At 63.4% G+C, this 20,486-nt stretch carries 17 protein-coding genes, 1 tRNA gene and 1 pseudogene; 10 read left to right on the forward strand and 9 right to left on the reverse strand.

Translation table 11 applies throughout. The features are described 5' to 3' along the window. From Q0030_RS24160 to Q0030_RS24170, 3 genes are all read left to right on the forward strand, one after another. A partial coding sequence (locus tag Q0030_RS24160) for a response regulator (protein WP_298372470.1) occupies positions 1–4,416 on the forward strand: 4,416 nt, incomplete at its 5' end. A gap of 16 nt (positions 4,417–4,432) precedes the next feature. After that, the gene (locus Q0030_RS24165) at positions 4,433–5,926 is read left to right on the forward strand and encodes an HWE histidine kinase domain-containing protein (protein ID WP_298372936.1); all 1,494 of its coding nucleotides are present in this window, start codon (positions 4,433–4,435) and stop codon (positions 5,924–5,926) included. 138 nt (positions 5,927–6,064) lie between these two features. Next, entirely contained in the window at positions 6,065–7,408 is a 1,344-nt protein-coding gene (locus tag Q0030_RS24170) for a sorbosone dehydrogenase family protein (protein ID WP_298372473.1), read from the forward strand. Positions 7,409–7,457: 49 nt separating this feature from the next. Here the strand turns inward: Q0030_RS24170 and Q0030_RS24175 are convergent, their stop codons facing one another. Next, a complete protein-coding gene (locus Q0030_RS24175; RefSeq protein WP_194454311.1) occupies positions 7,458–7,715 on the reverse strand; it encodes a hypothetical protein in 258 nt (85 codons plus the stop codon). 200 nt (positions 7,716–7,915) lie between these two features. On the opposite strand from Q0030_RS24175, the gene Q0030_RS24180 reads away from it, so the two are divergent. After that, positions 7,916–8,734 carry an aminoglycoside phosphotransferase family protein gene (locus Q0030_RS24180; protein ID WP_298372497.1) on the forward strand — a complete coding sequence of 273 codons (819 nt, stop codon included), beginning with the start codon at positions 7,916–7,918 and terminating at the stop codon, positions 8,732–8,734. A 12-nt stretch (positions 8,735–8,746) separates the two neighbouring features. Here Q0030_RS24180 and Q0030_RS24185 read toward each other — a convergent pair whose 3' ends face one another. Both Q0030_RS24185 and Q0030_RS24190 read right to left on the reverse strand, forming a co-directional pair. After that, positions 8,747–8,914 (reverse strand): hypothetical protein, encoded by a 168-nt coding sequence (locus Q0030_RS24185; protein ID WP_298372499.1) that lies wholly within the window; start codon positions 8,912–8,914, stop codon positions 8,747–8,749. 85 nt (positions 8,915–8,999) lie between these two features. Further along, positions 9,000–9,440, reverse strand: coding sequence for a helix-turn-helix domain-containing protein (locus Q0030_RS24190; protein ID WP_298372939.1), 441 nt, complete (start codon positions 9,438–9,440; stop codon positions 9,000–9,002). Between the two features lie 179 nt (positions 9,441–9,619). Here Q0030_RS24190 and Q0030_RS24195 point away from each other — a divergent pair, with 179 nt between their 5' ends. Further along, positions 9,620–10,540: an alpha/beta fold hydrolase gene (locus Q0030_RS24195; RefSeq protein WP_298372501.1), complete on the forward strand. Its 921-nt coding sequence runs from the start codon at positions 9,620–9,622 to the stop codon at positions 10,538–10,540. A 69-nt stretch (positions 10,541–10,609) separates the two neighbouring features. Here the strand turns inward: Q0030_RS24195 and Q0030_RS24200 are convergent, their stop codons facing one another. From Q0030_RS24200 to Q0030_RS24215, 4 genes are all read right to left on the reverse strand, one after another. After that, positions 10,610–10,897 (reverse strand): DUF5658 family protein, encoded by a 288-nt coding sequence (locus Q0030_RS24200; protein WP_298372503.1) that lies wholly within the window; start codon positions 10,895–10,897, stop codon positions 10,610–10,612. Between the two features lie 158 nt (positions 10,898–11,055). Next, positions 11,056–12,036: an acyltransferase gene (locus tag Q0030_RS24205; RefSeq protein WP_298372505.1), complete on the reverse strand. Its 981-nt coding sequence runs from the start codon at positions 12,034–12,036 to the stop codon at positions 11,056–11,058. 160 nt (positions 12,037–12,196) lie between these two features. Beyond that, a tRNA-Ser gene (locus Q0030_RS24210) sits at positions 12,197–12,286 on the reverse strand. A gap of 534 nt (positions 12,287–12,820) precedes the next feature. Continuing rightward, the gene (locus Q0030_RS24215; RefSeq protein ID WP_298372508.1) at positions 12,821–13,018 is read right to left on the reverse strand and encodes a hypothetical protein; all 198 of its coding nucleotides are present in this window, start codon (positions 13,016–13,018) and stop codon (positions 12,821–12,823) included. A gap of 711 nt (positions 13,019–13,729) precedes the next feature. On the opposite strand from Q0030_RS24215, the gene Q0030_RS24220 reads away from it, so the two are divergent. From Q0030_RS24220 to Q0030_RS24230, 3 genes and pseudogenes are all read left to right on the forward strand, one after another. Continuing rightward, the gene (locus Q0030_RS24220; RefSeq protein WP_298372511.1) at positions 13,730–14,101 is read left to right on the forward strand and encodes a hypothetical protein; all 372 of its coding nucleotides are present in this window, start codon (positions 13,730–13,732) and stop codon (positions 14,099–14,101) included. 488 nt (positions 14,102–14,589) lie between these two features. After that, positions 14,590–14,727 (forward strand): annotated as a pseudogene (locus Q0030_RS24225) (cold shock domain-containing protein); the annotation flags it as partial. A gap of 722 nt (positions 14,728–15,449) precedes the next feature. After that, on the forward strand, positions 15,450–15,881 hold the full coding sequence (locus tag Q0030_RS24230) for a low molecular weight phosphatase family protein (protein ID WP_298372513.1): 432 nt from the start codon (positions 15,450–15,452) through the stop codon (positions 15,879–15,881). Here Q0030_RS24230 and Q0030_RS24235 read toward each other — a convergent pair. Further along, entirely contained in the window at positions 15,874–16,308 is a 435-nt protein-coding gene (locus Q0030_RS24235; RefSeq protein ID WP_298372516.1) for an NUDIX domain-containing protein, read from the reverse strand. The genes Q0030_RS24230 and Q0030_RS24235 overlap by 8 nt on opposite strands. Positions 16,309–17,185: 877 nt before the next feature. Here Q0030_RS24235 and Q0030_RS24240 point away from each other — a divergent pair. Next, positions 17,186–18,094 carry a septal ring lytic transglycosylase RlpA family protein gene (locus Q0030_RS24240; RefSeq protein WP_298372518.1) on the forward strand — a complete coding sequence of 303 codons (909 nt, stop codon included), beginning with the start codon at positions 17,186–17,188 and terminating at the stop codon, positions 18,092–18,094. A 33-nt stretch (positions 18,095–18,127) separates the two neighbouring features. Here Q0030_RS24240 and Q0030_RS24245 read toward each other — a convergent pair whose 3' ends face one another. Continuing rightward, a complete protein-coding gene (locus Q0030_RS24245) occupies positions 18,128–19,063 on the reverse strand; it encodes an alpha/beta hydrolase (protein ID WP_298372520.1) in 936 nt (311 codons plus the stop codon). A 162-nt stretch (positions 19,064–19,225) separates the two neighbouring features. Between Q0030_RS24245 and Q0030_RS24250 the strand changes: the two genes are divergently transcribed. After that, entirely contained in the window at positions 19,226–20,485 is a 1,260-nt protein-coding gene (locus tag Q0030_RS24250) for a D-alanyl-D-alanine carboxypeptidase family protein (protein ID WP_298372522.1), read from the forward strand. Position 20,486 lies beyond the last annotated feature (1 nt).

Below are 20,486 nucleotides of genomic sequence, written 5' to 3' on the forward strand. Positions count from 1 at the left end.
CTCAACGCCTTCGCCGGCGAAGTGACGCGCGTGGCGCGCGAGGTCGGCACCGATGGCAAGCTCGGCGGCCAGGCCGAAGTGCCCGGCGTCGGCGGCACCTGGAAGGACCTGACCGACAGCGTCAACTCGATGGCCGGCAACCTGACGGCACAGGTCCGCAACATTGCGGAAGTGGCGACCGCGATCGCCGGCGGCGACCTGTCGCGCAAGATCACGGTCGACGTCCGCGGCGAGATCCTGCAGCTGAAGGAAACGCTGAACACGATGGTCGACCAGCTCAACCGCTTCGCGGGCGAGGTGACGCGCGTGGCGCGCGAGGTCGGCACCGAGGGACGTCTGGCCGGCCAGGCCAACGTGCCCGGCGTTGCCGGCACCTGGAAGGACCTGACCGACAGCGTCAACTCGATGGCCGGCAACCTCACGGCGCAGGTCCGCAACATCGCCGAAGTGACGACCGCGGTGGCGCGCGGCGACCTGTCGCGCAAGATCACGGTCGACGTGAAGGGCGAAATCCTCGAGCTGAAGAACACCATCAACACGATGGTCGACCAGCTCAACGGTTTCGCGGGTGAAGTGACGCGCGTGGCGCGCGAGGTCGGTACCGAAGGCAAACTCGGCGGCCAAGCCGAAGTGCCCGGCGTCGCCGGCACCTGGAAGGACCTGACCGACAACGTCAACTTCATGGCCTCGAACCTGACCGCGCAGGTCCGCAACATCGCCGAGGTCGCGACCGCGATCGCCGGCGGCGATCTGTCGAAGAAGATCACGGTGGACGTGCGCGGCGAGATCCTGCTGCTCAAGGACACCCTGAACACGATGGTCGAGCAGCTGCGCTCGTTTGCCGCCGAAGTGACGCGCGTGGCGCGCGAGGTCGGCACCGAAGGGCGGCTGGGCGGCCAGGCCGTGGTGCCCGGCGTCGGCGGCACCTGGAAGGATTTGACCGACAACGTCAACCTCCTGGCCGCGAACCTGACCACCCAGGTCCGCAACATCGCCGAAGTGACGACGGCCGTGGCGCGCGGCGACTTGTCGCGCAAGATCACGGTCGACGTGAAGGGCGAAATCCTCGAGCTGAAGAACACCATCAACACGATGGTCGACCAGCTCAACGCCTTCGCCGGCGAGGTGACGCGCGTGGCGCGCGAGGTCGGCACCGAGGGCAAGCTCGGCGGTCAGGCCGAGGTGCGCGGCGTTGCCGGCACCTGGAAGGATCTGACCGACACCGTCAACGTCATGGCGGCGAACCTGACCGAGCAGGTGCGCGGCATCGTCAAGGTGGTGACCGCGGTCGCGGACGGCGACCTCAAGCAGAACCTGACCGTGAAGTCGAAGGGCGAGGTGGCCGCGCTCGCCGACACCATCAACAACATGACCGAGACGCTTGCGACCTTCGCCGACCAGGTCACCAGCGTGGCGCGCGAAGTCGGTGTCGAAGGACGCTTGGGCGGCCAGGCCAACGTGCCCGGTGCGGCCGGCACCTGGAAGGATCTGACCGGCAACGTCAACCTGCTGGCCGCCAACCTGACGTCCCAGGTCCGCGCCATCGCGGAGGTGGCGACCGCCGTGACCAAGGGCGACCTGACGCGCTCAATTCAGGTCGACGTTCGCGGCGAGGTCGCGGAATTGAAGGACAACATCAACACCATGATCGGCAACCTCCGTCTCACCACGGAGCGCAACACCGAGCAGGACTGGCTGAAGACCAACCTCGCACGCTTCACCAACATGCTGCAGGGCCAGCGCGACCTTGCGACCGTCGGCCGCCTGCTGCTGACCGAGCTGGCGCCGCTGATCAACGCGCATATGGGCGTGATCTACCAGGTCGACAATCCGGAGAGCCCGCAACTGCGGCTGCTCGCTGCCTACGCCAACGACAGCAGCAACCCGCATTCGCAGATCGTCCAGTTCGGCGAGGGCTTGATCGGCCAATGTGCGCTCGACAAGCGCCAGCGCCTGGTCTCGGACATTCCGGGCGACGCGGTGCCGATCAATTCGGCGCTGATGCGGATCATGCCGAAGAACCTGGTCGTGTTCCCGGTGCTGTTCGAGAACCAGGTCAAGGCGGTGATCGAGTTGTCCTCGATCTCGTCGTTCACGACGTCGCAGATCACCTTCCTCGAGCAATTGACCGACAGCATTGGCATCGTGCTCAACAGTATCGAGGCGACGATGCAGACCGAGGCCTTCCTCAAGCAGTCGCAGACGCTCGCCGGCGAGCTTCAGACCCAGCAGAGGGAGCTGCAGCAGACCAACGACCAGCTCGAGCAGAAGGCCCAGCAGCTCGCCGAACGCAACGTCGACGTCGAGCGCAAGAACCAGGAAATCGAGCAGGCCCGCCGCGCGCTGGAAGAGAAGGCGACCGAGCTGTCGCTGACCTCGAAATATAAGTCCGAATTCCTCGCCAACATGTCGCACGAGCTGCGCACGCCGCTGAACTCGATCCTGATCCTGGGCCAGCAGCTCACCGAGAATCCGGACGGCAATCTGACCGGCAAGCAGGTCGAGTTCGCCCGCACCATTCATGGCGCCGGCACCGACCTGTTGAACCTGATCAGCGACATCCTCGATCTGTCCAAGATCGAGTCCGGCACGGTGACGGTCGATGCCGAGGAGATTCTCACCTCGAGCCTGCTCGAGACCGTCGGGCGACCGTTCCGGCACGAGGCGGAGAACCGGCATCTGTCCTTCAGCATCGATGTCGACGCCAACCTTGCGCGCAGCATGGTGACCGACTCCAAGCGGTTGCAGCAGGTGCTGAAGAACCTGCTGTCGAACGCGTTCAAGTTCACCGCGGATGGCGGCGTCAGCCTGACCGTGTCGGCCGCGGTCGGCGGCTGGAGCGCCGAGCATCCGATCCTGAACGCCGCGCCGGCCGTCGTCGCATTCGAAGTGTCGGATACCGGCATCGGCATCCCCCAGGACAAGCAGAAGCTTATCTTCGAGGCGTTCCAGCAGGCCGATGCCGGCACCAGCCGCAAATATGGCGGCACGGGGCTTGGCCTTGCCATCAGCCGCGAGCTGGCCGGCCTGCTCGGCGGCGAGATCCATCTGCGCAGTGCACCAAGCAAGGGGTCGACCTTCACGCTCTATCTGCCGCTGAAATATGCCGGACCGTCGGTGGCCTTGCGCCCGCAGGCGCTGGCGATGCCGCATGCTGCGGCGGCGCCGTCGCTGCAGTCGTCCAGCGCGCAAGAGCGCGTGATCGAGCAGCTGCCTGATGACCGGCTCGATCTTGAGCCCGGCGACACGATCCTCTTGATCGTCGAGGACGACCCGCATTACGCGCGGGTGCTGATCGATCTGGCGCGGGACAAGGGCTTCAAGGTGCTGGTCGCGAGCCGCGGCGCCGAGGCGCTGGATCTCGCCAAGCAGTTCCAGCCGAGCGCGGTTTCGCTCGACGTTTTCCTGCCCGATATGCTGGGCTGGACGGTGCTGAGCCAGCTCAAGCACAATCCGCTGACCCGTCACATTCCAGTCCAGATCATCACGCTCGACGAGGACCGGCAACATGCGCTGGCCCGCGGTGCGTTCTCCTTCGTCAACAAGCCGACCACGACCGAGGGCGTCAGCGCGGCGCTGTCGCAGATCAAGGAATACGCCAGACCGCGTCGCAAGCGTCTGCTGATCGTGGAGGACAATGCGGCGGAGCAGCTCAGCATCACCGAGTTGCTCGGCCACGAGGATATCGAGATCGTGACCAGCGGAACCGGGGCAGGGGCGCTGTCAACGTTGCGCGAGCATCCGTGCGACTGTGTCGTGCTCGATCTGCGCCTGCCCGACATGAGCGGCTTCGAGGTGCTGGATCATATCCGCAAGGACGAGACGCTCTCCAATATTCCCGTTGTCGTGTTTACCGGCCGGGAACTCTCTGCCGAAGAGGACGCGGAACTGCACACGATGGCGCGCAGCATCGTCGTCAAAGGTGTCGAGTCGCCGGAACGTCTGCTCGACGAAACGTCACTGTTCCTGCACCGTGTGATCACGGAATTGCCCGTCGAAAAACAAAGGATGCTGGAGAAGCTCAATAGTTCCGATGAGGATCTTATTGGCAAGACCGCGCTCCTGGTCGACGACGACGCCCGCAACATCTTCGCGCTGTCGAGCGTGCTCGAGCGGCGAGGTATGAAGGTGTTGACTGCGACAACCGGTCACGAGGCGATCTCGCTGGTCGAGTCCAATCCGAAGATCGCGATCGTCCTGATGGACATCATGATGCCGCAGATGGACGGTTACCAGACCATCGGTGCTATCCGGCTAAATCCGGCCTTTGCGCGGCTGCCGATCATTGCACTGACCGCGAAAGCGATGAAAGGCGACCGCGAGAAATGCCTGGAGGCAGGCGCATCCGACTATCTGGCGAAACCCGTGAATACCGAGCAACTGCTGCTGGCGATCCGCATGTGGCTGCACCGCTGATCGGCGATCGAACATGATGGACCACGAAAAGGTGAACATCCTTCTGGTCGATGACCAGCCGGCCAAGCTGCTGGCCTATGAGGTCATCCTGAAGGAGCTCGGCGAGACGCTGGTCGCCGCTTCGTCGGGCCGCGAGGCGCTGGAGTTCCTGCTCAAGAACGAAGTCGCGGTCATCCTGGTCGACGTCTGCATGCCCGAGCTCGACGGTTTCGAACTCGCGGCGATGATCCGCGAGCATCCGCGCTTTCAAAAGACCGCGATGATCTTCATCTCGGCAATCCAGGTCAGCGATATCGACCGGCTGCGCGGCTACGAGATGGGCGCGGTCGATTATGTGCCGGTGCCGGTTGTGCCGGAAGTGCTGCGCGCAAAAATCCGCGTGTTCGCCGAGCTCTACCGCAAGACGCGGCAACTCGAACGCCTCAATGCCGAGCTCGAAGACCGGGTGCGCGCCCGCACCGCCGAGCTCGAGCAATCGACCACCCGGCTGGTCGAGAGCGAAGCACGCCGCAGCATGGCGATTGCCGCGGGCAAGATGGGCTCGTGGGACTGGGATTGGGTCAACGGCGACTGGATGTGGGACGAGGGGCAATACAAGATCTTCGGCGTCGATCCGAAGTCCTTCGCACTGACCTCCGACAATATCCAGGCGCTGTTTCATCCCGACGATGTCGAGCAACTCCGGCAGGGCTGGACCGGCTTCGGCAATGGCCACACCTCGTACGAGGCCGAATTCCGCGTCGTGCGGCCGGACGGCGAGATACGCTGGTGCGTCGGCACGGCCGCGGCGACCAGCGACAGGAGCGGCCGGGTGGTGCGGGTCAGCGGCGTCACCGTCGACATCACCGATCGCAAGAAGGCCGAGGAACGGCAGAGCCTCCTGACCCGCGAGGTCGACCATCGCGCCAAGAACGCGCTCGCGCTGGCGCAGTCGATCGTGCGCCTGACGCGCGCACAGAACGTGACCGCCTATGTGCGGGCGGTCGAGGGCCGCATCACGGCGCTGGCGCGCGTTCACACCGTGCTGTCGCTGTCGAGCTGGCAGGGCGCCGAAATCAGGCGGCTGGTGACCGAAGAGATCGCGCCTTATTCCGAGGCCGGGCAGATCCAGATCGCCGGCGGAGAGGTGCAGTTGCAGCCCGCGACCGCGCAGACGCTGGCACTGGCGCTGCACGAGCTCGTCACCAACTCCGCCAAATATGGCAGCCTGTCGGTGTTGCCGGGCCGGCTCGCGATCACCTGGGAAGTGGCGGACGACACGCTGATCTTGGCCTGGGTGGAATCCGGTGGGCCTCCGGTGACCAAGCCAAAACAGAAAGGCTTCGGCACACGAAGTGTCATCGCCAGCATCGAGACCCAACTCGGCGGACGGGCCGACTTCGATTGGCGCGCGGAGGGCCTGATCTGCCGGCTGACGGTTCCTCTCAAGCCGCTTGTTGGAGACACGCCGGCGTTCCGCGAACCGTCGGCAGCCGAGCGCAAGCCCATGGTCAGGTCCCGGGCCGTATAGCGCATCCTGCGGAGCACTCGCCTGTTGATGCGACGGCGCCTCCCAATGGCCATTGATGCAGACGACATTGTGAACGCAGCTTGCGCGCGAACTGCGCTATGAGCTGCGCGTCTGACTGGGACCTCGCGCGAGGAGCAAATGCCAAGAATGAATCTTGCCGGCGTAGGTCTGTCGGTCGTCATCCTCGCAGCAACCAGCATCGCGCGGTCGGGCGCTGAACCTGTGCTGAAAGGCGCGGATGCCTACGGCGACTGGCAGCGCGACAGACCGGGCACGGTGCGCCTGATCACGCCGCAGGACTTGCCCAAGCCGGGCGCAACGGCCTCCAGCAGCAATTCGTCGCGCGTCGTGTCGCGCCCCGCATCGACGGTGCCGCAGGTGCCGGCGGGGTTCAAGGTCGAGCTGTTTGCGAGCGGGCTGAGCGGTCCGCGCATTATCCGGACCGCGCCCAACGGCGATATCTTCGTCGTGGAAACCAGCTCCGGTCGCATCCGTGTCCTGCGCAGCGCCAACGGCGGCACCAGGCCGGCGACCAATGAGGTCTACGCAACCGGACTGAACCGGCCGTTCGGCATCGCGTTCTTTCCAAACGGCGACAATCCGCAATGGCTCTACGTCGCCAACACCGACAGCGTCGTGCGCTTTGCCTACCGCAACGGCGATCTCAAGGCGTCGGGAAAGCCTGAGAGCATTGTCGCAAACCTTCCTCACGGCTACGGCCATTCCACGCGTGACATCGTGTTCACATCAGACGACAAGCGCATGCTGGTGTCGGTCGGCTCGGCCGGCAACGCAGGCGAGGGCCTTGGCCGGCCGCCGGAAGGTATCGAAAGCTGGAGTCGCGATCACGCGCTTGGCGCTGCCTGGGGATCGGAAACCGACCGTGCGGCCGTGCTGGCCTTCGATCCCGACGGCAAGAACCAGAAGCTGTTCGCCACCGGTATCCGCAACTGCGTCGGACTTGCGATCCAGCCTGGAAGCGGCACACCCTGGTGCTCGACCAACGAGCGCGACGGCCGCGGCGACAACCTCGTGCCCGACTATGTGACGCGTGTCCGCGAGGGCGCGTTCTACGGCTGGCCCTGGTACTATATCGGCGCCAACGAAGACCCCGCGCATTCCGGCGTGCGGCCCGACCTCAAAGACAAGGTGACGATCCCCGACGTGCTGTTGCAGGCGCACTCGGCCTCACTCGGCCTGACCTTCTACACCGGCAGCAGTTTTCCGCCCGAACATCACGGCGATGCGTTTGCGGCCGAACACGGCTCGTGGAATCGCTCGAAGCGCACCGGCTACAAGATCATTCGCATCAGGTTGAAGGACGGCGTGCCGACCGGCGAGTACGAGGATTTCGTCACCGGCTTCGTCATCGGCGACAATGAGGTCTGGGGCCGTCCGGTGGGTGTCACCGTAGCGCGGGACGGCGCACTGCTGGTCTCCGAAGACGGCAACGGAACCATCTGGCGCGTCAGCCACGACTAACGGTTCGATCTTCACCGGGATTTTTCAGGGCCCGCCGCGACGGCGGCTGCTACCCCAGTCCGTCCTTGAGGCCGTATTCCTCGTAGATGGTCAGGGGATCGGTATCGGGAAACAACCGGCACTTGGCTTGTGCAAGATGCAGCGTGACGGCACCGGCCTCACATCTCGCGGTCAGGATCTTCCGGACGTCCTCCATATGCGCGCGCGGCTGATGCTTCGACGGCAGCTGCTCGAGCGCGACCAACGCGGTTGCCAGAGCTTCCGTGACCACCCAATCGTCGTGTCCGGTAATTCCCTTTCGCGGCATCGCCACATCCTCCGTCACACCGGCTGCGACATTGTAGCGCGAGATGGGTGGGGGCTGTCATCAGCCAACATGGGCGGGGCGGCCAGGAACCGGTTGGCGCGGCCCTGCCACGATGCGCCGCAGGGAACCAGCGTGGCAGGGCGCGCGGGCGATGCTTAGAACGACGGTTACGTCCCTTCAGCACCCAATCAGCCCGCCCGATGTTCGAACCTTATCTCTCGGCCTGGAGCCTTGTCCCCGACGGCGATCCGATCGTGACGCACGCCGCGCGGTTGCTGCCGGTGCGGCAGCTCGGCGAACCGGCGATGCTCAAGCTCTCACACGAGCCGGACGAACGCCCCGGCGCCGTCGTCATGGAATGGTGGGATGGCGACGGTGCGGCGCGGGTCCTTGCCCGTGACGGCGAGGCGCTCCTGCTCGAACGGGCGATGGGCTCGGCTTCGCTCAGCGACATGGCGCGAACCGACCGTGACGATGAGGCCTGCAGAATTCTCTGTGCAACGGCCGATCGGCTTCACGCCCGGCGGGCGAAACCGCGGCCGGACCTGACGCCACTGAAAGACTGGTTTCGCGAGCTGTGGCCGGCGGCGAGGGCGCATGGCGGCATCCTGAGCCGATCGGCTGACATCGCCGAAGCGCTGCTCGGCGATGTCAGCGAGATCGTCGTGCTGCATGGCGATCTGCACCATGACAATGTGCTCGACTTCGGCGCGCGCGGCTGGCTCGCGATCGATCCCAAGCATCTCGTCGGCGAGCGTGGCTTCGACTACGCCAACATCTTCACCAATCCGGATCTGGCCGATCCGGCACGGCCGGTCGCGACCGAACCCGGACGTTTTGCGCGGCGTCTCGACATCGTCGTGGAAGCAGCCAAGCTGGATCGCCGGCGCCTGCTGTCGTGGATTGTCGCCTGGACCGGCTTGTCGGCAGCATGGTTCCTCGGCGATGACGATCCGCTCGCCGAAATCGACCTGCAGATTGCAAACCTTGCCGCGGCCGAGCTCGACCGGATGGCGTAGGGCGCGCAGCGACTACGCTGCGGCGGCGCTGGCTCCGCTCAGCGACACGCTCAAGATCCGCCATTTCGATATGTCGAAGAAGTAGGCGGCCTTGATGCGCGCGGACGCGGGATCCGGCGCCTGAATCGCCGTGTGGAATTTCCGCGTCCCATCGCTCAGCGAAATCCGGAATGTCTGCATTGGTCGAACCTCCACGCGCGGATGCTGCGGCAAGGAGGGTTAAGATCCGGTTGCTGACAGCGCTCCTGCACGGCGCACGCGTGTCTCACGCGCTGCCGTTCTCATGTGAAGACTGCGGCAGTCGCACCATTGTATCTTCTGCGCCGACGACGCGTCCGTCCTGCGCGCGCAGCTCGAGGCGGCGCACCGGCAGACCATTCTTGCGGTCGACCAGCAGCACATGCGCCTCGTCGGGCTCGAAGAAGAAATCCTCACCCCACTGCCGGAGTGCGACGAGGAGCGGGAACAGCCCGCGTCCCTTTTCCGTCAGCACATATTCCTGATACGGGCTGCCGTCCGCTGCAGGCACCGTCTCCAGGATTCCGTGCGCCAGCAGATTGCGGAGCCGGGCGGAGAGGATGTTCTTGGCAAGCCCGAGGCTCTTCTGAAATTCGCCGAACCGGCGCAGCCCGTCGAATGCATCGCGCACGATCAACAGCGACCACCAGTCGCCGATCGCATCCAGCGGCCGGGCCACGCCGCACATCGAGTCCCTGTGGCTCACTCGCTTCGCCATCGTGGTCCGCCTGACGCTCCTCAATCCACGTCCTGAATCGGTGGCGCGGCCCCGAAAGACCGCCCAAGTCAGAGCTCGATATATCGGTTGCAAAGTAAAACCACAAGCGATACACAGTGGTTTCAAATTAAAACCGTCATGAGCCAACCATGATCCAACCCAACGCCACCTTCGATGGCACCTTTCCGTTCAAACCGCATTTCAGCTCGGCGCCGGGCTTTCGGATGCATTATCTCGACGAAGGCTCGCGGGACGGCGAGGTGGTGCTCTGCCTCCATGGTGAACCGACCTGGGGCTATCTGTTTCGCCATCTGGTGCCGGTCCTCAGCGCGACGCAGCGCGTGGTGGTTCCGGATCACATGGGGTTCGGCAAGAGCGCGACGCCGGCGCAGCGCAGCTATTGGCTGCAGGACCATGTCGACAATCTCGAAGCGCTGGTCCTTGCGCTCGATCTCACCGACATCACGCTGGTCATGCATGACTTTGGTGGCCCCGTCGGCATGGGGTTCGCGGCCAGGCATCCGGATCGCATCCGCCGCATCATCTCGGCCAACGGGCCGACGCCATTCGGGCAAAGCGATCTGTTCGAGCGCGTCACGGCAAATGCGCTGGCTTCGCCGTGGTTTCAATGGATCGCAAAGGCGGAGGCGAACGGTGAGCTCGAGCCGGTGCTCGGCCAACTCGGCTTCAACATCCTGAGCACGCTCAAGCTCAACGGTTTCGAGAACAACACCGTCATCACCGACGCCTGGCTTGCCGCCTACGGCGCTCCCTTCGCGCGTCCGGCCGACTGCCTTGGTGCGATCGGATGGGCCAAGGGCTTTGCGACCGGTGCGCACAGGTTCGACGCGCCGGATTCCGCCGCCGACGGCGCGATCCGCGGCAAGCCTGCGCTCGCCATCTGGGGCGAGGCGGATCGCACGCTGCACGCAGAGCATTTCCTGCCGCTGTTTTCCGCGATCTTCCCGGCGGCACCGATCAGGCGACTTGCCGGCGTCGGGCATTACTGTCTTGAGGATGCCCCGGAGGAAATCGGCGGCCTTATCGCGGAGTTCATCCGGCAGACCTGACTGCGTGCCCGATCGCATGCGAGGGGCAGGGCGCTCACATCGCCAAATCTCGATTGGCGTGTGCGTGGTTCAGCTCGCGCCTGCAATAATGACGAGGTTGTTGATGACGGGCGTTGCGCAAAACGCCGCCACAAGGGCAATCCTGGAAAGGCTTTCGCTGCGCCAAAGCAACGCGATGACAAGGTACGTCAAACCCAGTTTTGGGATCAGCCACCAGGCACCGAACCAGGTCTGCGCCATCTCCATGAACGGATTCGCCTCACCGAACCCGAGCTCCAAAATCCTGTTGGTGGTCGCGAGGTCGGCACATCCAAGGAGCAGTACAGAGAGCAGCAGCAGTGCCTTGACCCAATTCATTTCAGCCCCTCGGTGCCGAGCGCCAGACCGGCAATGCCCCCATTATTTCAAGCTGATTCGTTAATTGTCTGTTCGGGCAGGAGATTCAATCGCGGCACCAGGATGAGCGCCCAGCCATTTGGCATGGCCGCCGCTCCGGTCGCCCCCTTGCATTTGCTCTAAGCGACACCAACCACCCTGATCGTGCCTGGCTCGGCTCTCGCAAATCGTCTCCTCGCGTAGGTGATCAGCGGGGATTCGATCGTGCGCCAGGTGATCTCCGCCAAGAGGCAGACGACCGGAAGTGCAAGGCAACCGGCAAGCGGGCGGCCGAAGTCAAAGAACACGTCGTAGACGAGCATATGGAATAGATAGAGCGAATAGCATCTGCGTCCCGGCCATATGAAGGGACGAAGCAGTTCTGTCCGGTCCATGTTGGCGCCCAGCCACACAATCGCGCAGCATGCCAACGCTGCGATTGAGAGAAAGCCGAAGGGTTCAACCGTGACGGCATACGCCAGGTCACAAAGCGGCGGCACGCAGGCCAGCACCATCCACACAATGCGGGAGCGACAGTAGCCGCGCATGAAGCAGGCGAGCAGCACGCCGCCGAACAGTTCGTCGAGGCGCCCGGGCAGCAGAAACTGCCAGGAATGGTCCGGCAGATAGGCGTGGAAGAGCCAGCGCCAGACCGGCGCCAGCAGCACGCCTCCCCAAATGGTGCGGATCAGCCATCGGCGCGGCAGCCAGTAAATCAGGATGGGCAGGATCAGGTAGAACTGCTCTTCGATGGCCAGCGTCCAGGTGACGAAGGTCAGGTCAGACTGCGGATAGCCGAACTCCAGCCACGGTATGGCTTGGATGAAGAACAGGTAGTAGCCCCAGTGATCCGGCGGCACGATCGCCAGCAGCAGCCAATAGAGCGGCAAGATTCGAAACGCCCGCCGTCCATAGAAGGACGAGAAATAGCCGGGCTGTTCGCGGCTATCCAACAGGATGCCGCCGATCAGGAAGCCGCTGAGGACGAAGAACAGGTCAACGCCCAGCATGCCGTATTTGAAGCCGAAATAGTGGCGAGCGATGACCAGCGAAATGGCCAGCCCCCTGAGCGCGTCAAGCGGCTCGGAACGATCGGACTGATCCTTGCGTTCCGTGCTCATGGATCGCCGATGGCAGCAATGTCCATCTTGCCCCGCCTTCAGGAGGAACGGAAAACCTCCCGCACCCGACAGCGGAGGGCAACCCGGGACTCTACGGAGCTTCCCGGTCTTTGCTGAACGGCAATGCGTGGCTTGGGTGATCGTGCCCGTCGGGCATTATTGGCGGAAGGGGTGGGATTCGAACCCACGGTACCCTTGCGGGCACGCCGGTTTTCAAGACCGGTGCCTTAAACCACTCGGCCACCCTTCCAAACCAACAGTTTCAAGTGCTTAGCGGCGGACTCGAGGAGAGCGAACCGCAAAATTGGCACCCGATTGGCACCTAACGCGCGAGCGCCTCATTGATCGCCGCCGCCTTGCCGTCGTCGTTCCTAAACAAGTGGGCGTAGACGCGCAAGGTGATGTCCGGGCCTCCCGTGCCCAAGGCGCCTTGAGATAGTGACGATATCCCCCCGCATCGATCAGGGACGCATGGGGTTCCGGAGATTGCGGAACCCCGTGTTGGGCTGGAAGTCGCTCCAGGCCTTTGCTGTAGCGTTTCTTGATAGGCGCGTCCGCTGCGAACTGACGGGCGAATTCCGGCCGGATCTCGATCGGCTTTCGCGTGAAGGCATGACCTGAGCTTACGCGCAACAACGCCGCCAGGCTTAAAATGCTCGCTGGCGGCGTTGATCCTAGCCCCGGGAAGGATGTGCAAAATCCCGACATGTGAGGGGTCGGCACAAAGCGTGCCAAGGTTCATCTCGCAAACGGGTTACTACCGAAGGGGTATGTGGTGTCGCCTTTATGCGAACAGATCCGTCTTGGGTGATGTTTCCGCACGGGTCATGAACTTCAGCATCTCGATTGCGAAACGCTCTTCGGATAAGCGCCGTTCGATGAAATGAGTCTCGACTTCGCTAAGTCTGGTGCGAAGCAACCCTCGGTAATGCTCGATGTTTTGTTCGTGCACGCGCAACTTCGCAATCTTTCGTTCTTCCATTTACGCCCCCTGTGTCTCGGAGGCGCTTTCGCGCCGGTTACGGTCATCACTCTACATGCAAGAATCGACGCCACGATGACTGTCAGTTCGCGGCGACCGTCAAATTCGGAGTATGTGTACATCGGGCATTTCTCACGAAACTGCGATGCCGCCGACGGTGGCCTGGGTCTGGCATAGCAGGCCCGCGACCAAATTGATTTGCAGCAGCGTCTTCCTTTGAACGATGCCGCCAACTGACGCAGCTTTCACCCGGGCAGTATTTTTCCTAGTATCGGTTCCTCCCAGAAGCGCTCTATTCCTCAGCTACGATGCGGATGTAAGTGAGGAAATATGTCCTTTGACCCGATGGCCGCAGCGATTGATTGGCTGGACGCCTATCGCGCGCGCGACCTTAACGCGATTGTACAGATGCACGCCGACTCTGCTGTCGTGGATTGTCGATGCTGCGTTAGGGAAACCGTCGCCAGCAAAGCGCGGTTGATGGCCTTCTGGAAAGAGCGTTTGGACGACTGCGTTCCGTCCGAGCTTAGCGATCTAAAGCCGGTCGCGAATGGGACATCGATATCATTCGTTACACCGCGTGGTGCAACGACTGCGATTATGGAATTCGATGCAGAAGGCAAGATTGCTTACATGGAATGGGGCGCTCTAGGCGCGCCACGGAGAGATCTCCGGTCGATATGACGATAAGCCGCTTCGAGGAGTTGTTACGTGCAAGTCATGCGGAATGGATTTCTATCGCTTCTGGCATTGGGAGCGTTGACCTTGGAAGGTCACGCGCAAACTCTGGTCGCATCATTGGAGTGCGATTTTCCGCTTGCCTCAACTGATGATTGGACCATGGCCGCGTCGACCCTCCAGTACTACATCGATACAGCGGCAGGTTGGAGAGTGAACCAGGATTCCTTCTCTTTCGATGGCCCGACAAACATTACCATCGGTGGAAAGGATCACGCAGCTTCGCTTTCGATCACTATTTCCCGACAGTCAGGCAAAGCTACCAAAACCCTGTCGACGGAACGGAAATCCCTCACAGTCAGCGGGGAATGCAAAAAGATGGACTCCTCCGGACGCAAGTTTTAGGCGTACCCGTCGGCTCAGATGCTCGAGCGTGCGCCATGATTCTGCGAGCAGCGCTCGCATGCTGGCTCACGCCATTCGAGGGGCTATCCGTTGCGTGGTTGAGCCTTGGTGGTGTCGTCCGGCAACGTCGTCGCCAAGGTTCTCACGCAGCTTTGTCAATCAGCGCGAAAGCGGAAGGCGTCGTAAACGTGGGCACCCAGGATCGCGGCGCTCAGGCATAGCAATACGACGATAGCGGCTTCCATCATGACGCTTACCCCCGATCAATTCGGGAAGGTGTGGTATCGGTCCATTGTTTCAGGCCGGTTTCGTGCGTTCCTCGAAAATGGCCTTCCACCGGTCTTTCGTGTGGAAAACGCCAGACGAGCGTCACCGTTGCTGCCCAAATATCCCGAGCGACGCAGTCTCGTTTCACCGTCCGGCGCAATCGCACCGCGGGACGGTCAACTGACGATCACAAAAAGTACGCCGCCGGGCAGCATCCCGGCGGCGGCAAAGGCGTCTTCGTGCATATCTCAGCGGTCTCGAAAGCGGGACTGAGCAGCCTCGATGAGGGGGCCAAGGTAAGCTACGAAGTCCAAGAAAATCGCGGCAAAACATCCGCTGAAAATTTGAGGGTGGGTTGACGCCCCGGGAACAAGTGGGAGGGTCGGGAGTAGTCCAGTGCTCCCGTCGTCTCAGTTGCCCAACCCCGACTGCGGGAGATTGAATGCGGCCTCGATGCGCCCTGCGTCGAGGTCGTTTTTATTGGGGTGGCGTTAGAGGTGGGCGACGACAAACGCTGCGCTCGCGCGCATGCTTTGGCTACGGGCGGAGTTGATTCGGCCATGATGCTGGAAGCCGTCGTGCCGCTGATGGGACTGGGCGCTTGCGCCTTGCTGCTCATCGCCTTCTGGGGGCTTACGTTGCGGTAATAGCGCGAAGCAGGACATGCGCTATCGGATTATCTAACCAGACCCCCGGTTGCGCCCTGTGGGGTACCCCGTGAGACCTCGGCAAGCACGCTCCGACGTCGAGTACAATTCGGGCTGCCGCGGATGTACCGGCGCTCTGCTGAATCGAGGCGGCCTACTTACTGGCGCCCGCGCCCCAGGCAGACGGAATGACGGCCTCAGCGATCCCCACGCTGAGGCCGTTTTCCGTTGCGGCACGCGAACTTGGCGAGAACACCGGGCCGAAGTGAGCCGTTTGCTCGGTCCGCCAGCAGCGAACCGACTGAATTTGAGCGCGAGGACAAAGTTGGCCTTCAGCCGGTGCTACGGAGCCGGGGCCGCAGCAATGGGCCGCGGGTCATCGTCGCAGGCACCACGGTTGACCGCGACCACCGCCGTTGGCCATCATGATGCCCATGAAGCGCGTCCTTTTCCTTTGCACCGGCAACTACTACCGCAGTCGATACGCAGAGGAGCTGTTCAATCATCTTGCCCGCGGCGAAAACCTGCCGTGGCGCGCCTCCTCGAGAGGCGCCGCCGAACGGGGCTCGCCCGACAATGTCGGCGCCATGTCGGTGTTTGCTGATGACCGCCTTCGCGCCAACGGCATCGTTCCGGAGGGCGCAGCGCGCTATCCGCAGCCATGTTCATTGGCTGACTTCGACGGCGTGGACATGGTGATCGCGCTCAAGGAAGCCGAGCATCGTCCGCTCATCGAGCGGCGGTTCCCCGAGGTCGCCGACAAGGTGACCTACTGGCATGTGCACGATATCGACGTTGCCCAGCCCGCGGTTGCGCTGCCCATGATCGACGATCTCGTCCGCGAGCTGGTTTCGTCGCTCAGGTAATTGGTTCGCGCTTCAGGAAGATCGCCAGCGCATATTCTGCTGGGCGTGCGAGCAGGGCGCTAACGCGTTCGAGGTCGTCTATGGCCACGATCTCGAGGCGGCCTTCGGTGACCTTCAACCGGTCGATCGGCACGTCCCTCGCGAGGAACACCTCGCCGTGAAGGGTGCCGCCTGGCGTCGAATGATCAGGTCCGAAATAACGACCGATCAGCTCAAAACGCTCGGGCGGCAGGTAGTAGCCAATTTCCTCGTGGATTTCGCGCACCACGCATTCCAGGAAGGTCTCGCTGCCGTCCCGCCGCCCGCCAAACAGGCTGATCTTGCCGGGATCGGAAACGTGAGGAAGGTCGTCGCGCAGTTGCATCAGCAACCGGCCATCGGTGCTGACGAGCAGGGCGGACGTTCCCTCTCGTAACCCGCCGGTCATGCGCGACTCCTCTCGCTAGAAGGGTGGAGGGGTGCGTCAGGACTGGGGCTGGGAGAAGGCGGCGGATCTGCTGCGCGGAACATCTCAGCTGGGTGGGCGCCTGGCTGGTATCGCCAGCACTCGAAGAAGCCAAGGTTCGATCGGCGAGGGATGAGGTGAGGGTAGCCGAGGTCTGTCGCATGGGCGCAGATGGCGCCCATGGCACCAAAGGTTCAGCCGAAGGCGAAGGCCAGCAGGCTCGAGCACAGCAGCACGAGACTTGCTGCGGTCAGGGTTAGAAACCCGTCGGAGACTAAATCGTGACTACGCATGATACACCTGCTTTCTACCGATGCTCATCCGAATTGATTAAAGCTTTCCGAACTTCTCTCCTGGAAAGAGGTGACGCGTCTTTCCGCCTTCAACGGGCTGTCAGGCCCGGTACCGATAGCCTTCCACGGCATGCGCCAAGAAGATCGCCGCACTCACCAGGCCCATCACCGCTGTAACCGTCTCGATCATCGCAAACTTCCTTTGCGCCCCACGTCCGAGAGAAAACGATTGCAGCCTTGCACAGTCAAAAAGATTCAATTGTTGGAATTGAAGATGCGCCCCGACTGATGATTTGCTGCAACAGTGTGTCTGATAGCGGTACAGGCGAGGGCGTTCTGCGCGCATGGAGGTCCGTAGAAGGACGGAGGAAGCGCAACAGACCATTCACCAAGGTGCCACCGCCCGATGGCTCACCCCATTTCCGCCGTGTTCCGGTTGCGATATCTTCACCATCCGGTGCGGAGGTGGGCCGCACAGTGACAGAATCGATCTCGACGCCTCGGAGTAGGCGCGGGTCCGGGCAGAATGGTACTTGGGGCAGATGGGGATTAGACGGCCAGATTCGATGATCCGGACGGCGCGCGGCGCCGTTGCGGTGGCCACGTGCCTCGTCCTCGCCAATTGTGCCTCCTCGAACCAGTTCGCCAGCAGGGTCGATCCCAAGTACGGCGTGTCCTCGAGCCCGCGCGTCGTGGCGCTCGGTGACCCCGTGCCGAAGGGCGGAGGCACCTACCGGATCGGCAAGCCCTATGTCGTCGCCGGCCGCACCTATGTGCCGGAGGAGAACGAGAACTATCGCGCCGAGGGCATGGCGTCCTGGTATGGCGATGATTTCCACGGCCGCCTGACCGCCAATGGCGAGGTGTTCGACATGGGCTCGCTCACGGCCGCCCATCCGACCTTGCCGATGCCGAGCTACGCGCGCGTCACCAATCTGAGCAACGGGAAGTCGCTGGTGGTGCGCGTCAATGATCGCGGCCCATACCACGGCAATCGCCTCATAGACGTCTCGAACAAAGCCGCCGAACTGCTTGATTTCAAAGGAAATGGCGTCGCGCGTGTCCGCGTCGAATATGTCGGCCGGGCGCCACTCGAAGGCTCCGACGACCGCCAGCTGATGGCAACCCTGCGCACCGGTACGCCGGCGCCGTCTCCGTCGATGGTCCGGGTCGCCTCCGCCCGGCCGTTCGTGCCTGAGATGTCGTCCTCGTCGAGCCGGGTCCGCGGCGACGTTCCGTTGCCGGAGGGGCGGCCTTACAGCCTCGGCAACACCCAGGCCGACTACGCCTCCGTCAACGCGACCTCGGAAATGTCGGCCTCGAGCCGGTCGCACCGCCGCGTGCCGAACAATCCGCGCGAAGTCTCCTACGAGGGTGACGCACGCTACGCCGCGGCCCCGAGCCCGGCGGCGGCCTATGTGCCGATCGACGCGCGTGGACCGGCCGAAGTCCTGAGCGGGCGCGGCCTCTATTGAATCAAGCCGTTGCGAATCAGGCTCTTGGCCTGATCATTTCAGAAATGCGATCAGCGCCGCGTTGACCTCGTCCGGGCGCTCCTGCTGGATCCAGTGGCCGGCGCCCTCGATGATCAGCTTCTGCCGCAGGTTCGGCAGCACGCGTTCCATGTCCGCGACCCGCTTTGCGCCGATCAATCCTGTGATCACCGAGTCCTTGGAGCCGGCGATAAACAGCGACGGCTGATGGATCTGCGCGTCCTGCCAAGGCGCGGTCAGCTCCCAATTGCGATCGAGATTGCGGTACCAGTTGAGGCCGCCGCGGAAGCCGGACTGCCGATAGCCTTCGGCGAATTCGGCGATATCGGCCTCGGTCAACCAGGCCGGTAGCGGCATTCCGGCGGGCAGCTTGCCGAGGAAGCCCTTGGCTTCGTCGACGAACATCGAGCTCGGATCGGAGACGCCGCGCCCCAGCACCAACCGCATGGTGTGAGCGATGTCGCGCTCGAACTCGGCCTCGGCCACACCTGATGGCTGGAAGTATTGCCAATAGAAATTGGTGATATCGCTCTCGCGCAGGGTTTCCAGCGGACGGCCGCGGCCACGGAACGGCGGCGGCACGCTGAGGCCGGCGACCTTGGTGAAGATATCAGGGCGGAACAGGGCCGCGTGCCAGGCAACCGGCGCGCCCCAATCGTGACCGACGATCATCGCCTTCTGCTCGCCGAGCGCGGCCACCAGCGCGACCATGTCGCCCGCAGTATCGAAGATCGTGTAGGCGCCGATGTCGGCCGGTGCGGTGGTCCGGCCGAAACCGCGCATGTCGGGGGCGACGACCCGGAAGCCAGCCGCAGCGAGCGCTGCGATCTGGTGCCGCCATGAGTAGGACAGCTCCGGCCAGCCATGGCAGAGCACGACCAGTGGCCCTTGCCCGGCCTCGCGCACGAACATGTCGATGCCGTTGGCGGAAATGGTGCGGGAGGATGACATTCGCGTTTCCGCCTTGTTTGCCGGTTCTGCTGTCGTTAGCTGGTTCCAAGGATACGGGCGTTCAGCGCAGCCGGCAATCCAGCCGGCCGTGTACAAGCGGCGAAACCTCAGTTGTTTGCGATACTTCCAGCTGTTAGAACGCAGTCTTTCAGGACATCGCCGATGGCAGCCCAGACCGAAATTCCCCGCACGTCGTTCGCTCGCGCCGGGCGTTGCTGGCGTGGCCTGGTCGCGGCCGCGGTCGTGCTGGCGATCGGTTGCGGCGGGGTGGTCTATGCCGCCAACAACAGCGTCCAGGGCGCCAAGAAGGAAGAGGGTGGGTTCGACGGCGATGCGCCGACCGCGATCCTGGTCGAGGCCTCCTCGGGCAGCGTGCTGTTCGAGAAGAACGCCGACGAGCTGCGTGCGCCCTCCAGCATGATGAAGCTGATGACGGCCGAAGTGGTGTTCGACGCCATCAAGAAGGGCGACATCAAGCTGTCAGATGAGTATCGCATCAGCGAGAACGCCTGGCGGCGGGGCGGGGCGCCGTCCGGGACTTCCACGATGTTCGCGGCGATCAACAGCAAGGTCTCGGTCGACGACCTCCTGCACGGCGCGATCATCCCGAGCGGCAACGACGCCTGCATCGCACTCGCCGAGGGCATCGCCGGCAACGAGCATACGTTTGCGACCGACTTCATGACCAAGCGCGCCCGCGAGCTCGGCATGACGAAGTCGACCTTCGGCAATTCCAACGGGCTGCCGGACCCGACCAACAAGATGACGGTACGGGAACTCGCGGTCTTGGCGCGCCACATCATCCTGACCTACCCGGACCGCTACAAGCTGTTCGGCGAGAAGGAATTCACCTGGAACAAGATCCGCCAGCAGAACCGCAACCCGCTGCTGAACGCTCTGCCCGGCGCCGATGGCCTGAAGACCGGCTACACCAAGGAAGGCGGCTACGGCATGGTCGGCTCGGCCGTGCAGAACGACACGCGGCTGATCGTCGTGGTCAACGGCCTTGAGGATTCCGAAGACCGCGCCACCGAAGCCAAGAAGATGCTGGAATGGGGGTTCCGCAGCTTCGAGACCCGGGTCCTGATCGCGGCCAACCAGCCGGTCGGCTACGCCCGGGTGTTCGGCGGCGAGAGCCGCTCGGTCAAGCTGGTCAGCCCCGATCCGATCAAGGTGATGGTCTCGAAGAACGGCAACGACAAGCTGCTCGCGCGCGTCATCTATAGCGGTCCGGTCAAGGCACCGATCACTGCCGGCCAGCAGATCGGTGTCGTCCGGGTCTGGCGCGGCGGCAATGTCGCGATGGAAACTCCGGTGTTCGCGGCGGATGCCGTCGGCACGGGATCGACGATGCGCCGCGCGCTCGACGGCGCCCAGGAGCTTGTGATCGGAATGTTCCGCGCAGGGGTCGAGAAGCTCTGAC

This window comes from uncultured Bradyrhizobium sp., from assembly GCF_947648125.1.
Lineage (GTDB): Bacteria > Pseudomonadota > Alphaproteobacteria > Rhizobiales > Xanthobacteraceae > Bradyrhizobium.

What these genes read in the sequence shown, in the direction of transcription:
- Q0030_RS24230 (WP_298372513.1), top strand. Translation starts at nt 15,450, where the DNA reads ATGAAGCGCGTCCTTTTCCTTTGCACCGGCAACTACTACCGCAGTCGA.
- Q0030_RS24235 (WP_298372516.1), bottom strand. Translation starts at nt 16,308, where the DNA reads ATGACCGGCGGGTTACGAGAGGGAACGTCCGCCCTGCTCGTCAGCACC.
- Q0030_RS24250 (WP_298372522.1), top strand. Translation starts at nt 19,226, where the DNA reads ATGGCAGCCCAGACCGAAATTCCCCGCACGTCGTTCGCTCGCGCCGGG.
- Q0030_RS24190 (WP_298372939.1), bottom strand. Translation starts at nt 9,440, where the DNA reads ATGTGCGGCGTGGCCCGGCCGCTGGATGCGATCGGCGACTGGTGGTCG.
- Q0030_RS24215 (WP_298372508.1), bottom strand. Translation starts at nt 13,018, where the DNA reads ATGGAAGAACGAAAGATTGCGAAGTTGCGCGTGCACGAACAAAACATC.
- Q0030_RS24200 (WP_298372503.1), bottom strand. Translation starts at nt 10,897, where the DNA reads ATGAATTGGGTCAAGGCACTGCTGCTGCTCTCTGTACTGCTCCTTGGA.
- Q0030_RS24195 (WP_298372501.1), top strand. Translation starts at nt 9,620, where the DNA reads ATGATCCAACCCAACGCCACCTTCGATGGCACCTTTCCGTTCAAACCG.
- Q0030_RS24165 (WP_298372936.1), top strand. Translation starts at nt 4,433, where the DNA reads ATGGACCACGAAAAGGTGAACATCCTTCTGGTCGATGACCAGCCGGCC.
- Q0030_RS24185 (WP_298372499.1), bottom strand. Translation starts at nt 8,914, where the DNA reads ATGCAGACATTCCGGATTTCGCTGAGCGATGGGACGCGGAAATTCCAC.
- Q0030_RS24245 (WP_298372520.1), bottom strand. Translation starts at nt 19,063, where the DNA reads ATGTCATCCTCCCGCACCATTTCCGCCAACGGCATCGACATGTTCGTG.
- Q0030_RS24240 (WP_298372518.1), top strand. Translation starts at nt 17,186, where the DNA reads ATGATCCGGACGGCGCGCGGCGCCGTTGCGGTGGCCACGTGCCTCGTC.
- Q0030_RS24170 (WP_298372473.1), top strand. Translation starts at nt 6,065, where the DNA reads ATGCCAAGAATGAATCTTGCCGGCGTAGGTCTGTCGGTCGTCATCCTC.
- Q0030_RS24180 (WP_298372497.1), top strand. Translation starts at nt 7,916, where the DNA reads ATGTTCGAACCTTATCTCTCGGCCTGGAGCCTTGTCCCCGACGGCGAT.
- Q0030_RS24175 (WP_194454311.1), bottom strand. Translation starts at nt 7,715, where the DNA reads ATGCCGCGAAAGGGAATTACCGGACACGACGATTGGGTGGTCACGGAA.
- Q0030_RS24205 (WP_298372505.1), bottom strand. Translation starts at nt 12,036, where the DNA reads ATGAGCACGGAACGCAAGGATCAGTCCGATCGTTCCGAGCCGCTTGAC.